Annotated in this window: 14 protein-coding genes; 6 read left to right on the top strand and 8 right to left on the bottom strand. The window is 56.2% G+C overall.

Going from position 1 to position 14,945, the window contains the following annotated elements; genetic code table 11:
* Positions 1–25 precede the first annotated feature (25 nt).
* From CRO01_RS11965 to CRO01_RS11990, 6 genes are all read right to left on the bottom strand, one after another.
* Positions 26–820, bottom strand: coding sequence for a glycosyltransferase family 2 protein (locus tag CRO01_RS11965; protein ID WP_097009386.1), 795 nt, complete (start codon positions 818–820; stop codon positions 26–28).
* 115 nt (positions 821–935) lie between these two features.
* Positions 936–2,237, bottom strand: a complete 1,302-nt coding sequence (locus CRO01_RS11970; protein WP_097009387.1) for a sulfatase-like hydrolase/transferase — start codon at positions 2,235–2,237, stop codon at positions 936–938.
* A gap of 57 nt (positions 2,238–2,294) precedes the next feature.
* On the bottom strand, positions 2,295–3,236 hold the full coding sequence (locus tag CRO01_RS11975) for a hypothetical protein (protein WP_097009388.1): 942 nt from the start codon (positions 3,234–3,236) through the stop codon (positions 2,295–2,297).
* Between the two features lie 47 nt (positions 3,237–3,283).
* Positions 3,284–4,768 (bottom strand): flippase, encoded by a 1,485-nt coding sequence (locus CRO01_RS11980; protein WP_097009389.1) that lies wholly within the window; start codon positions 4,766–4,768, stop codon positions 3,284–3,286.
* 35 nt (positions 4,769–4,803) lie between these two features.
* The gene (locus CRO01_RS11985; protein ID WP_097009390.1) at positions 4,804–6,678 is read right to left on the bottom strand and encodes an O-antigen ligase family protein; all 1,875 of its coding nucleotides are present in this window, start codon (positions 6,676–6,678) and stop codon (positions 4,804–4,806) included.
* Positions 6,679–6,738: 60 nt separating this feature from the next.
* Positions 6,739–8,943: an MFS transporter gene (locus tag CRO01_RS11990; protein ID WP_097009391.1), complete on the bottom strand. Its 2,205-nt coding sequence runs from the start codon at positions 8,941–8,943 to the stop codon at positions 6,739–6,741.
* Between the two features lie 271 nt (positions 8,944–9,214).
* Here CRO01_RS11990 and CRO01_RS11995 point away from each other — a divergent pair, with 271 nt between their 5' ends.
* Together CRO01_RS11995 and CRO01_RS12000 are read left to right on the top strand one after the other, a co-directional pair.
* Positions 9,215–9,481 (top strand): AbrB/MazE/SpoVT family DNA-binding domain-containing protein, encoded by a 267-nt coding sequence (locus CRO01_RS11995; RefSeq protein WP_097009392.1) that lies wholly within the window; start codon positions 9,215–9,217, stop codon positions 9,479–9,481.
* An 8-nt stretch (positions 9,482–9,489) separates the two neighbouring features.
* Positions 9,490–9,843, top strand: a complete 354-nt coding sequence (locus CRO01_RS12000) for a type II toxin-antitoxin system PemK/MazF family toxin (RefSeq protein WP_097009662.1) — start codon at positions 9,490–9,492, stop codon at positions 9,841–9,843.
* Positions 9,844–9,864: 21 nt separating this feature from the next.
* Here CRO01_RS12000 and aglM read toward each other — a convergent pair whose 3' ends face one another.
* On the bottom strand, positions 9,865–11,151 hold the full coding sequence (gene aglM, locus CRO01_RS12005) for a UDP-glucose 6-dehydrogenase AglM (RefSeq protein WP_097009393.1): 1,287 nt from the start codon (positions 11,149–11,151) through the stop codon (positions 9,865–9,867).
* 170 nt (positions 11,152–11,321) lie between these two features.
* Here aglM and CRO01_RS12010 point away from each other — a divergent pair, with 170 nt between their 5' ends.
* From CRO01_RS12010 to aglF, 4 genes are all read left to right on the top strand, one after another.
* Complete coding sequence (locus CRO01_RS12010) at positions 11,322–11,855, top strand: DUF7342 family protein (protein WP_097009394.1); 534 nt, start codon at positions 11,322–11,324, stop codon at positions 11,853–11,855.
* 9 nt (positions 11,856–11,864) lie between these two features.
* Positions 11,865–12,296 carry a hypothetical protein gene (locus tag CRO01_RS12015; protein ID WP_097009395.1) on the top strand — a complete coding sequence of 144 codons (432 nt, stop codon included), beginning with the start codon at positions 11,865–11,867 and terminating at the stop codon, positions 12,294–12,296.
* Positions 12,297–12,518: 222 nt separating this feature from the next.
* On the top strand, positions 12,519–13,793 hold the full coding sequence (locus tag CRO01_RS12020) for an RNA-guided endonuclease InsQ/TnpB family protein (RefSeq protein ID WP_097009396.1): 1,275 nt from the start codon (positions 12,519–12,521) through the stop codon (positions 13,791–13,793).
* Positions 13,794–13,867: 74 nt separating this feature from the next.
* On the top strand, positions 13,868–14,614 hold the full coding sequence (gene aglF / locus CRO01_RS12025; RefSeq protein WP_097009397.1) for a UTP--glucose-1-phosphate uridylyltransferase AglF: 747 nt from the start codon (positions 13,868–13,870) through the stop codon (positions 14,612–14,614).
* Positions 14,615–14,735: 121 nt separating this feature from the next.
* Here aglF and CRO01_RS12030 read toward each other — a convergent pair whose 3' ends face one another.
* On the bottom strand, positions 14,736–14,912 hold the full coding sequence (locus CRO01_RS12030; RefSeq protein WP_218839189.1) for a hypothetical protein: 177 nt from the start codon (positions 14,910–14,912) through the stop codon (positions 14,736–14,738).
* Between the last annotated feature and the right edge of the window lie 33 nt (positions 14,913–14,945).

Here is a 14,945-nt window from a genome sequence, read left to right on the forward strand (position 1 = left end):
TAACTAGTAAATATAAAAGAACCGTCTATTTGTATTTACTCACATCCAGACCTAATATTTTAAATAAGAGAAATATTACGCTGATACAAAGAGCAGCAACGGTTTTTGGACGCACCCTAATTCGAGTGGCTATTATCAGATATGATATTGCTTCACGGAAGTTGCCTTCTGTATGTTTTAGACGCCCGTGGCGGTGATATAGTTGGTGAACGAACTCACTGAAATGCAGTTTATATTCTGAAATACGCTGCCAGCCAAGCCAGAGAAAATGTAAATCTGCTTCAAATCGTAGTGAGGAGTCCGTAGTAGCTGATACTCCGCTCTCTTGCTTTCGAACCGTTACTATGTCCTCACAGAAACAGACACCAGCATCTTGCGCTGCTTCGAGCATGAAGAGGTGATCCTCTCGTCGCTGAAGTGATTCTTCAAATTGTACGTCCGTTTGATGGGTATCAAGTAGGATGGAGGGGGTTAGCGACCCGATCTGGCCAACAAATAGCTTCTGAATGAAATCTCCTGTCGTCATCTGCTGCCCTTCGACACACAGTCCGGCCCCGGTTTCGTGCATTCGCTTTAGCTGCCGTTCGAGTTTGTCGGGTTCCCATAGATCGTCCGCGTCGAGAAAGGCAACGTATCTCGTGTCGGCCCGCTCAAGGCCGACGTTGCGAGCCCATGCCGGCCCACGCTGGTCTGTGTCTTCCACGACTATCAATTCTGTCTGAACGGATTGCTGTTTAACCGATTCTTTCGCCTCTAATAACATGTTCTTTGGGGTATGAGTAGAACTATATGGAATAATAACAGAGACGGTAGTATTCATGCTCAGGTCTGGGGGCAGCGATAAAATAAACCTGTTCCTCAAGTAACGGCCACACAACGGCTTGATGACATTGGCTTCCTGACTGTCACTCAGACTGTAGACGGGATCAGCGTGATCAAGCGTATCCGAGATCTTTCAGCCTACTTTTTACTGTTTCGTCAGGCTCTACCGCGGTATTATCAACTTCATCTAAGTACTTTCGCTTTTCATGTAGTGTTTCTTCAAAGGAGCTGATGGATTCTCCAACGAATTGTACTCCTGCGTCATGATCTTGGTAGCCGTACCGCCCGTCAGGAGTGACCATGCCGTACAGCGGACTGTCCCGCTTGTCGAACGTTTCGAGTGCGGCCCCCTCCCGTTTGAATTGCTCCCGGTGAGAGTTCATGAACCCATGATACTCGACGAGACGATGACGGGGCTGAAAATCGTCATCAAGTAGATTCTGGCCGCGCCCGCCAACGTCAATTCCGGTGAGTGATCCAATCGTTGCGTGGACATCCAGAATACTCACCGGCTCTGATCTGGTAGTATCGGGAATCTCAGAGCCGCTAATAACCAGCGGAATTTGGGTTAGCTCCGGATATAAACCGTATCCGTGGTTCCAGAGACCATGTTCGCCAAGCATTTCGCCGTGATCTCCGAGAGTAATGACGTAATCAAAATCCTTGTTGAGCTGTTCGTATATCCGTTCATAAACCGACGATAGATAGATAACTGACTGCTCGTACGCCGAACAGACCTTGGCTGGCTCTGTCACATTCTCGGCGAAAGCTTGGCCGATGGAAACTCGGATGGGATTTGCTTCATTTGATGGCGGGTAATAGGGCGTGTGCGTTTCCATGATATTCACCGCAAGAAACTCTCCGTTGTTCTGGAAGTTCGTCTTCTGTAGTCGATCCAGAATAGCTTCTCCCCCTCCATCGGCGTTTGATTTTTTGAAACGGCGGTAGCCGTGTTTTAAACTTCTGAACGTCGGTGAATCAGCGGTTACACAGTACCACAGTCCATGGAGATACCGGCTTAGACCGCTTGCGTTGATTCTCTGGTCGAACGCATCCCAGTCAACTGAATTTTCAAACTGTGGGTCTAGGTCCCGCGGCTTAACAAAATGATCGAAACCTCGCTCCCACCCTGGCCATGCAGTGATATTTCCGTTTCCAGTAAAAAACCGAGTTTTATAGCCCTCTTGACGGAGGTGTTCCGCAAGAACAGTCGTGTCGCACTCTAAGCTCGGCGACTTCGCGTGAGTACCAGCCTCAGACGGATACAGGCCTGTGAATAAAGATGCGTGGGCAGGTATTGTCCAGTGCGAAGTGGAGTATGCTGTTGTAAATCGTGTACCGTCTAGCCAGCCGAAATAGTCCTCGAAGTAATCATACCTGAGCGTATCCAAGACCACTACTGCTACATTCGTCATTGGATATTCACGACCTCGGCACAGCCCTTGAAGCTATCGTTGCTCTGTCTCGATTGCTTATTTGTACCCAAGGTTATCGAGCCGTTGCTCAACTATTTCGGAGTCAAGATCTTCACTGTTCACCGGTGGGTCAGCGGTGATCGACCGTCGCTCCGATGATTCGATGACGTGCCACGGAACTTCACGCAATTCCTCGGCGTGTAACCCGCGAGGATGGCCGTATCCCCGAGCTGGGATTGGTCCAGTTCGCTCTCCGAGAAGATTCCCGTGATCAGACGTAATCACGGTTTTACCAGGAATTGACTCCATAACACGCTCTGCGTGAGGGAGCACCACTTCGAGATTTTCACGGTACGCTTTCCAGACTAATTCTTTGTCCGCCCGATTGTACTTCAAATTCATCCACACTTGTGCGTCAGTGCTTTCTCGTCCTTCGCGGTGGAGATCGATCCCTTTGTGCTCCAGGTCGTCTCCGGTATCTCCGATGAACGGGAAGTGTGGCTGCATGAAGTGGACGATCAACCGCTTGTCTGGATACTCTTGGTATATTTCAATCGCGGCGTCGGCGACGTCCTCTGGGCGCACTGTTTGGTGCTCCGCGTCCCAGTATTCATCGAGGAGATTTTCGACTGCGTGGAACGTGTCCGAGTCAAGCTTGGGCGCGTGAGGGTTCGCTGTCACGTACACCGTATCGTGGTGTTGCTCTCCTTGGAAGTTATTCTGGAGGAACTCCCAGCTTTCACTCCCCGAGGAACGGCACTTTTCTAGTTCCCCCTCGATATTGCAGTGTTCGGCATACATGTCGTAGCGACAACCATCCAAAATAATGAGATTGTCCCAATCGCGTCCCGGGATATCAGTTCCACTCGGGTAGTTAAGCTTATCTTGAAGGTTGATATTCAATTTGGTGCCGAGAGCATTTGCTTCAGACAGCACAAGTGACGGCCGTTTCAAAGCTGTGAGAAGGTTTTCGAGGGAGTATCGATCCGGGATCTTCATTAGTCAGTACTATTTTTGTCCACACCTGAATCCTGTGCTTCTCGTATTTAGTTGATTATCTCTTCTCTGACAAACGATTCGTCCTCTTCTTCTATTCCAAACACATATAGTAAGAGTAAGAACGTTACTCCACCAACAGTTCCACCGAACAGTAGTTGTGAGTACCCGGTAAACAACGGCTTGACCATCACCATCAGGAGCGTTGCTATGATGCAAGCGGCGATCGGCTTAGCAAATTGCCAAGAGTACGGCACGATCTTCTCAAGATACCATACTTGTATGACTCGAACGACATTAAGAAGTGACAGGCTCGTCATCGTCCCGATAGCAGCCCCGATCAGTCCGAACTGAGTGAGCAAAACATAATTGAGTGCTACGTTGAGCAGACCGAACGCCCACTGATTAATCATCGTGAGGTACTGATGGTCGGCCATCATTAGCACGTAATTGCTAGGGCCTGCTGTCGCATTCACGAGATGACCTAACACGAGCAGCGAAAACAAGGCTGTCGCAGCGGTGACCTCGTCTCCGAACAGCGAAAGCACTGTAGTCCGGTGAACGACGAGAAGGGCTGCACCAAAGGCCGCAATCGTAAACGCCCAGCGAGTCACAATCTGATACACCGATTCGAGCCGGTCGATTTTTCCATTCGTATATAATTCAGATGCGATAGGTGGGAACAGCTGATTGATCCCGCTAAGCGGGATCACGATTGCAGTTGCAAGTAGCGCCGCGATATTGTAGATCCCAACATCAGCTGATGTCAAAAAGATACCAACCATGAAAACGTCGATCCGTTTGTATAGAAACGTCCCAGCCCGCGAAAACATCAACGGGAACGAGAAGTTGTATAGACTGAACGCAGTTTCTCGTTCTATTCCCGTCCGTGCTCTGATGTCCGTCTTAGCGAGAAACACTGTGACTGCAACTGCGAAGACGAGAGCACTCGCCACTGCCAGCGCGACGACAGTTTCAACAAGCGTATATCCGAGGAGCAGTCCTACCACCGCTGCGAGTAAACGAGCAATGCGAGGGAACACCTTCGACAAGAGTGCGTCGTACTCAACAATCGTCATACTCCGAAACACTGCGCCTAGCAGCGTCGTGAGTGTGTAAAATGGGACTGTGATGGCAAGGATTTGGAGGACATCAGGCAACAGATTATTCTGTAGTGTAAGTTGGTTGATGATTGGTGCGAAGAGATATAGGCAGACCGCAATCAGAACGCTAAACACAAACACAGTCCCGAGAGCGACGCTTACGATCTGATCTCGTCGCTCGTCGTCAGCGTTTGCGGGAACGTACTTGAGCACTCCCTTGTCCATTCCTGCAGCGGTGATCGTCATTGTCGTAGCTGTAATCAGTCGCGCATATGCGTAGATTCCATACAGTGCCGTGCCAAGCGCCTGGATGAGAACCCAATTAAGCAGGAAGCCTGCGGCGTTCGTAATCACCTTTGCAAGTACGAATATAGATCCACCTCTGAGAATTTCTCGTAGCGAGGTGTTCACTGACGAAGAATCGCTCGACATGGCGATTTCGTGCCGAGCAATCCACCTAACGCTTGCTATTCAGTGTCGGCTCGTCCACCTCGTGAGACAACACTCGTGTCGTGATACTTCGCGCCGACAATTATGCCGTTCAAGAGCCAGAGCACGCTGTAAGCGACTGCACTATGATAAATCGATGTCCAGAATGCGTACGCGTGGAATGCAAGCAACCCAAACGCGAACGACCACCAGAGAAACGCATCGCTCGCCTCGGACTCTTGTGATAACTGGATCGCAATTATGATCGGGAGAGTGACTGAGATAACGAATGCGAGAGCACCAAGAATGCCGACCTCGGCAAGGTGTGCTAAGTAGGTGTTGTGGATTACTCTTGGCTTATCAAACCCATATGATTCTGAAACCATCACGAAATTCCAGCCACCGATCCCAAAGAGCGGGTACTGAGCCCCGAGATCAACCGCTGCGGCGTACTGTTGGAGGCGTATCAGAAGAGTGTTCGACTGGAATCCAGGAATGCCTTGGAAGAGTTCCAGAATTTCTTTCTGAAGTCCTGTTGGTGAGGAATCAGCTCCTATCTGATTTCCTCCACCTTCCGATGAGCCGTTGGTTGGCCCAGTTGAGGATGAGCCGTTGGTTGGCCCAGTTGAGGATGAGCCGTTGGTTGGCCCAGTTGAGGATGAGCCGTTGGTTGGCCCAGTTGAGGATGAGCCGTTGGTTGGCCCAGTTGAGGATGAGCCGTTGGTTGGCCCAGTTGAGGATGAGCCGTTGGTTGGCCCAGTTGAGGATGAGCCGTTGGTTGGCGAACCGTCCGACTGATTCGTCGTCCCAGCACCCACTCCCGCGGAACCGCTCTGCCGACCGGTTGGGCTTTTTTCTCTACCCAACATAAACAACAGGAGTGTCAAAGCGATCCCTGAAACTGTTCCGTACACTGATGTCTTAAACCGCCTATTGCCTCTGACAAATAACGAATATCCACTGAATATGATGATCAAGCCAAATACGAGAATCATTGCACCGAGCCCAGCATCAGTATCACTGATCTGCACCATTACTATAGTGAATGGAGGAAAAGCCAGTGCGGCGAATTTTAGCAGCCGAGTACGTTCTTCAGCTATTGTGACGGCAACTGCGAGTGGCGTTACGATAAGTAATAGCGAAATTAGAATTCGCGACGATCCGCTGAATCCCCCGGCAAAGAGTCCAGACGTAAATTCGACAAACCAGAGGTCAAATTCTCCAAGAGGGCTGCCTGTAGCATCACCGAGTCGCGTAAATCCGTATGCCTTCCCGCGATGCGATTCCGCGATCGCTACGACGGTGTGCCCGGCGGTAGCCACGAGGAGCGGGTATATCGCGTCAAGTACTGAAACCCATCGGATGAGTAGAGCCGCGAAGATGAAGTAGAATAAATATCTTGTAACTGACAATGAGAAGGCGATGGCGTTCACAGATGATGGGCCGTTAGAAATTGCGGCTGATATATATGACCAAAAAACAAAAAATGACAGTGCTCCAGCCGTGTACTTGCTATACGCCCCGAAACTGAGGTCATGTCGTTCCACATAGAGCAGTCCAACAATACAGGGGAAGATCACAAGATCTGCCAGCAGGATTCCGAACTCCGCGCCTCCCGGTCCAGAAAGTACCGGCACATCAGCGCTGTACGTTGTTAAAACGACGGCCGCGCTAACGATACCTTCTCCAATACTCCCGTTGATAATAATGAAAGCGAAGTATGCGCACATCACGATCCCAACCGAGACGAGAAGTGGGATCGGCGAGAACACTGCAACTGCTGGCGCAAGAATATTAAGCAGTACGACCAGTGCCACAGAAGAAACAATGATGTCCTTTGTCGATACTGTGATTTGACTTGGTAATAGGTCTTGGCCTATTATTGATCTTGACCCGGAAAGTGCAGATTTCATATCTCTTGTTTATTAATTGGTTTATAATAAGCTACTGGACATAGACTGACAACTGCAAACTCATTCTTGCTGTCTCACTGCGTATACCGCCACTTCTCGATTTTCGCTAATGAATATTTGTTGATGGTTCGTGTCTGTTGACTCTCCGCCGTTGGTACTCTGCCCACCAATTGCCGATGATTCCACTTCACCAGTGACTACGATATATCCTATCTTCCTTTCGGACTGTTCGTACCACTGATCCAGACTTTTGCTCGCCCAGAAGTCGTCGTAGTTTCGCTCGGCGTACCCATACGTCTCAGCCTCCCCATTGACCACGTAATTGAACATCCTGTTCTCATCCCACTCGCTCAGCACGTAGTTTTCAGGATACGTCCGGTTTGTACTCTCCGCATGCTCGTCCATCGCCACCGCAGCCTGATACTCGGCATCGCTGTAGGTCACTTGGCTGACCAGCGAGGGAACTAACACCATTCCCAGCCCGGCGAACAACACGAAGATACCGACCAGATAAGATAACTGTGCCTGGTCGTCTGGCACCCCAACCGAGATCGAGCGCCGTCCGTCAGCTGTCCCCGATCCAAGTAACGATCCTGTATCCGGGCCTTCCTCTTGAAACGGAAGCGGCGTCCGAGCCAAATCGACCGCCGACAGCACGTACACCAGCCCGAGGCCCCCCAGCACCGAGACGAACAGCGCTAACTGCCCGGTAAACCGCATCTGAATTCCTGCGAGCGCGGTGAAGTACCAGGTACACACCGCCATCAACAGCCACCCGGGTTCGTAGCGCCGATACGCGACCCACGTCGCCCAGCCCAACGGCACCAGCGCGAGGTAGAATGCAAGCCCGGTCTGGGTCAGTGGCCCGAAGACGAACCCGTATTCGGCAGCGAACAGCGAGTTCGCCTCGGTCATCCCGTCACGGAAGAACAGATCGTCGACACGAGTTTGCAACTGCGCTACGTCCTCGGGGCGCAGTCGTCGGAACAACCACAGCCCCGCGCCGGCCACGCCCGCTTCGAGCACGACGAGCGCGCTGAGCGGCCAGTCGAAGCGACGCCAGACCTCGCCCAGCACGAGCACCGCGATCGTCCCGCCGAACACCAGAAGCGGCGTGTACGCGGCGAACGATTCCTGCCAACCCCAGCGCGCGTGCAGTAGGTACGAAATCACGCTTCCCAGTCCGACGCCGACAACGAGCGGAATGTTCGCCACTGCCGGCGACACGTCCGCACGGGCGTCCATCAGCGCGCGGAGACCGATATACCCCGCGAGCGGGATGAACACGAGCGGTGACCCGCCCCACGCGTGCGCCGAGAAGCCGACGCCGATCCCGAGCGCTACAGCAGTGACCCACGTCCAGCCTGCGCTCAGGTGTGCCCGAATTGCGGCGTCGTTCGACGCGTTCACGTCGCGTCGTTCTTGGAGATCGACCGCCAACCACGCCAGCGACAGCACCGTCACGCCGAGCCAGAAATACTGGTGGATCTGATGATCTATGAAGCCAATCCCCGTATAGACGGCGTGGGCCGGAATCGTCGCCAGCACGGCGACCGAGGCGATGCCCACACGTGGATCGTCGGTCAGCACGGTCGCGAGCTTGTACAGCACGACGCCGAGCGCGAGCGTGGCGACGACGGGCAACCACGCCGCGACGGTCGTCGCCGCCTGCTGTCCACCGCCTAGCAACTCGGCGACGAACCAGTTCGTCGCGTGCGAGAGCGGTCGGGTCCCCTCCATCCCTTCGGGAAGGGTCGCAATCACGCCCCAGTCGGTCGGCCCCGACGATCGGGTGAGCAACTCCTCCATCCAGTAGCGAAAGAAGTAGGGGTCGTTCCCCGGCGAAATGACGTGCTCGTCGCGCATCACCGACCCGTACGCGGTGATTCGCATCACGAGCAAAAAGACGAGCGCGCCGGCGAGGCCGGCCATCGCCCGGGGGTCGACGGAAACGTCCAGATTGAACTCGAAGCTCTCCCAGAACGAATCACCCTGTTCGACCGTCTCGGCGTCCCCGGACACCGCGGCGACGACGGCGTCCCGATCGGCAAGCCGGTACTCGCCGTCGGCCTTCTCGACGATTCCCTGAGAGACGAGCTCACCGAACGTTCCCGAGTCTGCAGGAATGTCCTCGAACGTCCACGTTTCGCGCTCGGCGTCGACATCGAGAATCGCTTCGAGCGTCGCTTCGGCGTCGGGTCGATCATCGAGGAACGAGTGGACGGCCTCACGGTCCGTCTGGGACTGGCCGGCCTCCGGTGGCATTGCTACGAAAGGTTATAGGCGGCGCCCATGGTCCTTTCGCTTACGCGACGCCCACTGACAACGAAGCAATATATGGACTCAGTCCGCTCCCGAATTCATCCTGGGCGTTTGAGTGTCCGTCTCGGTAGCCAGCGCGGCGGCGTCGTCGGTCGCCTCTAGCGCTTCGATGATCTTATCGGCAACGTGTGGCTCGTCTTCGAGATCGACGCGTTCGAACGCGACTTCGAGTGATGCCGACAGCGCTAAGAGTATGGATATGATATGAGTATGTATGCCCGGCGCAGAGAAACGTACAGTCGGCGAACGCGGTCAAGTGACCCTTCCGAAAGAGTTCCGCGAGGAATTTGGTCTCCACGGCGGCGACGAAGTCACGATCCGAAAGGAATCAGGACAGATCGTCATCGAGAAACCGGTTTCACGTGAGGACCTCGCAGAGGGATACCGTCGTCGTGCCGAACAGCACCAAGCGCTGGCCGACGAGATGGCTGATGTCTCTCAGGAAGCTAACGACACCCTCGGCGACGTGCCGGAGTGGTAGTGGTTTCGATGCACGTTCACCGTGGCGATATTGCCATTGTCGAGCTAGACCCAACGCAAGGATCTGAGCAGCGTGGTACGCGCCCCTGTCTCGTTGTCCAGAACGATGTTGGAAACGAGAACGCCCCGACGACCATTGTCGTCCCGTTCACGACCTCTTTCGGTGATGAACTCTATCCGTTCGAAGTGCTGGTTCCTGCCGACGAGTGTGCGCTTCGAGAGGATTCAGTCGCTGTCTGTAGTCAGATTCGGACTGTCTCGGTTGATCATCGCGTCTCCGATGTGATTGGCTCCATCCCGGATGACCGGATGGCAGAGGTCGATACCGCCCTCGAGTACAGTCTCGGGCTTCGTGATGTGTAGCGAGTCGGTCAGCTCACGTCACTACCAGGTCAGCCCTTCATACGTAATCCCCTCACCGCGCTCCACGACACGCCGCCCATCCACCACGACGGACTCTTCCATCGCGTCGAACGCTTCGTCGAGCGCCGCGAACTCGTCCCAGTCGGTCACCACGAGCGCTCCCGAGGCCCACTCCAGCGCCTCACCAGCGGAGTCCGCGTACTCGATCTCCGGGAACTGCTCGCGCATGTTCTCGGTTGCGACCGGATCGTACCCTACCACGTCGGCTCCGCGCTCTTTGAGCCCCTCGATCACCGGAATCGCCCGCGAGTTGCGCGTGTCGTCCGTCCCGGGCTTGAACGCTAGGCCGAGCACGGCGACACGCTTACCTTCCACGTCGACGTGCTCGTCGAGCAACTCCAGCAGTCGTTCTGGCTGGCGGTCGTTGACCTCGACGGCGGCGTCTAACACTGCGGGATCGTAGCCGGCCTCCCGCGCCGCGGCGATGATCGCTGCGACGTCTTTGGGAAAACACGACCCGCCCCAGCCGACGCCCGAACGCAAGAACTGCTCGCCGATGCGGTCGTCGAGACCGATCGCGTCGGCGACCTCGTAGGCGTCGATGCCGAACTCCTTGCAGACGTTCCCCAAGTCGTTGATCAGCGAGATTTTCGTCGCCAAGAAGGCGTTGTTGGCGTACTTGATCATCGTCGCCGTCTCGGGGCCCGTCTGGACGACGTGAGTGTCGTGGTCGGCAAGTAGCGGTGCGTACACGGCCTCCAGCCGATCGGTCGCCCACGCCGAGTCAGTCCCGAAGACGACCTTCTGGGGTGCCAGAAAGTCCTCAACTGCAGTCCCCTCGCGCAGGAACTCGGGGTTCGTCGCCACCTCGACGCGCGATGACGACTCGCCCAGTCCCTCGGCGACGGCGTCCCGAATCTCGTCGACCTTCGGCGGCGTGATCGTGCTCTTGACGATCACCAGATGATCGCTGTCGGCGTCCGCGAGCGCCTCGCCAGTCATCTCGGCGGCCGCTTCCAGCGGCGCCACGTCGATGCTGCCGTCCTCGCGCGATGGCGTCTGGATGGCGAGGAACGTCGCCTCGGCGTCAGCGACATTCTCGTAGGCTGTCGTCGCCTGCAAGTTCTCGCCGGCGTGCTCGGCGACCAGCTCGTCCAGTCCGGGCTCGTGGATCGGCGCTCGCCCCGCGTTCAGTTCGGCGACGACGTCTTCGTCGATGTCGATCGCCGTTACGTCGTGACCCAGATCGGCGAGACAGGCCGCGAGCGTCGTCCCGACGTAGCCGCTCCCGACGACGTTGATGTTCATGCTCGGTGATGGTTCGCTCGGGCGCATTAACGTTGTGCACCGTGGTTTGGTATTTGTACTGTCCGTCTGGATAGCGCTCTGTGCCGTTGGAGATCGACAGGTGTCTCTGAGAGGCTCGGGAAACTATTCTCCGAAGAAAGAATTATATCTGTGGCTGCGTAGTATCGAGTATGGACGCCACAGACGCCTCCGACGGCCCTCCACCGTTCGAGGATGCATTTCGCGGTGACGATGTCGAACAGCGCATCTACGGCACGGTCCTCCAGACCCGCGAGCCGACGACGGCGGGTGCCATCGCCGATCAGGTCGACTGCGATCCGAAAACGGCCCGGAAGTATCTCGGCTGGTTTAGCGATCTCGGGATCGTCACGCGCTATGACGGCACTCCGGTCACCTACGAACGGAACGACGCGTACTTCCAGTGGCGACGGATCAACCAGCTTGCCGCCGAGCACACTCTCGATACGCTTCGCCAGCGCGTCCGGAACCTAACCGACCGGATCACCGCGTACGAGGAGACGTACGACGCCGAGAGGCCAGGGGCAGTCGACGCTGTCGCAGCCGCCGAAGCGAGCGACGAGCGGACGATCGATGCCGTGTATGGCGATCTCGCCGACTGGGCAACCGTTCGAGAGGAGCGCGAACGCTACGAACGCGCCCGACAGCAACGCGCTGATACTGAGACCGAACCGGTGTCTGGGTAGTCACGTCCAATGGTGCCGCCAGCAGGCGACGGTCGGAGCCCCGCGCCGATCGATCGTCCGATTCTCGAATTTCTCCAGACGCGTCTCCAAGGCACGAACCAAGTTTCCCGAGCGACTATCACGGACGCTAACGGACATCTGGAGCTCAACGTCTCGCTTGCAGCATCGTACTACCCCGCGAGCGTCGATAAAGCGAGTCTAGCCGTTCGCTGGTACACGAACGACGACTTCAAAATCCACTACCGTGAGGTTTCCTCGGATGATTCGTGGGAGTGTCGCTGGGATCGCCATCCGAACCCCCACAATTCGCGGGACCATTTCCATCCCTCTCCTGCCGCGCCGACGCCCGGCAAGGACGCTTCGTGGCCGAACGACCACCGCGACGTGTTGCGGCTTGTTCTCGACGAAATCGAAGCACGGATCGCGGATCTCTGGAAGTGATGAAACTGCTGTTCGTCGTGTGGGAGATCTGGTCTCTACCTCACATAATTCCAGCGACACGAAATGACTTTATGGAAGTTGCAAGGCTAAAACCCCGCTCTTCAGGGCGAGGATACAGCCGACAACTCCTACACAACCCACCGTCGATGGCAAGGCCGGATATTTCACGCCAACCGACTGTATCAAGATACCACCGTTCATAACCAGTTATGAAGCCAGAAAATGAGTCGAACCATCCGAACCTTCGAGGCCACAATCACGAACCAGCAACAGGTTTGTGACGACCTCGACCAACTCGGATGGGCCGCCTCAAAACTCTGGAACGTCGGTCGCTACTACGCACAAGAACGGTGGGACGAAACGGGCGATATTCCCGATGATGGGGAACTCAAAGCCGAACTCAAACGCCACGACCGCTACACGGACTTACATTCTCAATCCAGTCAGCGCGTTCTCGAAGAACTCGCTGAAGCGTTCACCGGCTGGTTCGGCAAGCGTCGGAACGGCGATGACCGTGCCCGACCGCCCGGCTACCGCAAACACGGAGACTCCCACCCGCGTTCAACCGTGTCGTTCAAAGCGGCTGGCTTCAAGCACGACGCACAGTTCACCCGCGTTCGCCTCTCGAAAGGACGAAACCTCAAAGAACATCGTTCGGACTTCATCCTCTGTGAGTACCAGACTCGCCCAGATGTTGACCTGTCCGAGTGGGACATTCAACAGGTTCGCACCGTCTACAAGCGCGACGAGTGGCGGCTACAGTTCGTCTGTCGCACCACCATCGACCCGGAACCGCCGGGTGATGAAGTGGCAGGTGTTGACCTCGGGATTTGCAACGTCGCCGCCGTCTCGTTCGGCGGTGAGTCGGTGTTGTACCCCGGTGGCGCACTCAAAGAGGACGAATACTACTTCACGAAGCAGAAAGCCAAATGCGACGATTCCTCGTCCCGTGAGGCTACTCGTCTTGATCGGACGAGAACTGGTCGTCGGACGCACTTCTTGCACGCACTCTCGAAATCAATCGTAGAGGAGTGTGTCGAACGAGGTGTTGGTACACTTGTCGTGGGCGACCTCGGCGGCATCCGTGAGGACGATGAAAACGGCGAACCTCGGAATTGGGGCGACCACGGGAATCTCGACTTGCATGGGTGGGCGTTCGACCGCTTCACGACGCTTCTCGGCTACAAAGCAGAAGCCGAGGGCATCGACGTGGAGTTGGTGTCGGAACGCGACACATCGAAGTCGTGTTCAGCATGTGGTCACACGGATGACAACCAGCGTGTGGAGCGTGGACTGTACGTGTGTGACGCGTGCGGTACGGTTTCGAACGCAGACGTGAACGGCGCGGAGAATATTCGACAAAAGGTACTCCCGAGTCTCGCCACGGATGGCGGTGATAGGGATAACGGCTGGTTGGCACAGCCAGCGGTTCACCTGTTCGACCGTAGCGAGGGCAGTTTCGTCCCGCGAGAACAGGCCGTGAACCGCGAACCGTAATATCCCAACGCGGTCGGGAACCTTCGCACTTTAGTGCGGGGAGGATGTCAAAGCTGACTGAGGGACAACAACGCATGCAAGCAGTCGTTCTCGCCGCTGGCGAAGGCACTCGCCTGCGGCCGCTGACCGAAGACAAACCGAAGGGGATGGTCGAGGTCGCCGGCGAACCCATCCTCACCCACTGCTTCGAGCAGTTGGTCGAACTCGGCGCCGAGGAGTTGATCGTCGTCGTCGGCTACAAAAAAGAGAAGATCATCCAGCACTACGACGACGAGTTCCGCGGGGTGCCGATCACCTACACCCACCAGCGCGAACAGCAGGGCCTCGCCCACGCGCTGCTCACTGCCGAGGAACACGTCGATCAGGACTTCATGTTGATGCTGGGCGACAATATCTTCGACGCGAACCTCCAGGATGTCGTGCGCCGGCACAACGAGGACCGCGCCGACGCCGCCTTCCTCGTCGAGGAGGTGCCCATGGAGGAGGCCTCCCGCTACGGCGTCTGTGACACGAACGACTACGGCGAGATCACCGACGTGATCGAGAAACCCGAGGAGCCGCCGACGAACCTCGTGATGACTGGCTTCTACACGTTCACGCCCGCGATCTTCCACGCCTGTCACCTCGTCCAGCCCTCGAATCGCGGCGAGTACGAGATCAGTGAGGCGGTCGACCTCCTGCTGGCCAGCGGGCGCACGATCGACGCGATCGGCCTCGACGGCTGGCGACTGGACATCGGCTATCCCGAGGACCGCGACGAAGCCGAACGGCGCCTGACCGGTGAGGTTGACGAGGAGGCCGCGGCGGCATCGAGCGAGTAAACTACCCCACCCTACTCCCTCGGCGCATACGCGCCTCGGTCCGTGAGGGTGGGGCCACCGATAGAGCGGAGCTCTATCGAGGCCTCGAAAGGCTTCGCCTTTCGCTGAATCCCCACTGCTTCTACGAGCTCGGGACGAGAAGTTTGTCCAGTTCTTCGAGACCGAACAGCGACCGGTTGTCGCCGAGATCGTCGGCGAGTCCGTCGACGAAGCCGCTCTTCGAGAAGAGGACGAACTCTTCCTCACGCGTGTTCGGTCCCCACCGAGCCCGCTCGGCCGTCCCCAGATAAGAAATCACGATTTCGGAAATCACAATTTCCGAAATGGAGAG

It is taken from the genome of Natronoarchaeum philippinense, from assembly GCF_900215575.1.
GTDB classification, from domain to species: domain Archaea; phylum Halobacteriota; class Halobacteria; order Halobacteriales; family Natronoarchaeaceae; genus Natronoarchaeum; species Natronoarchaeum philippinense.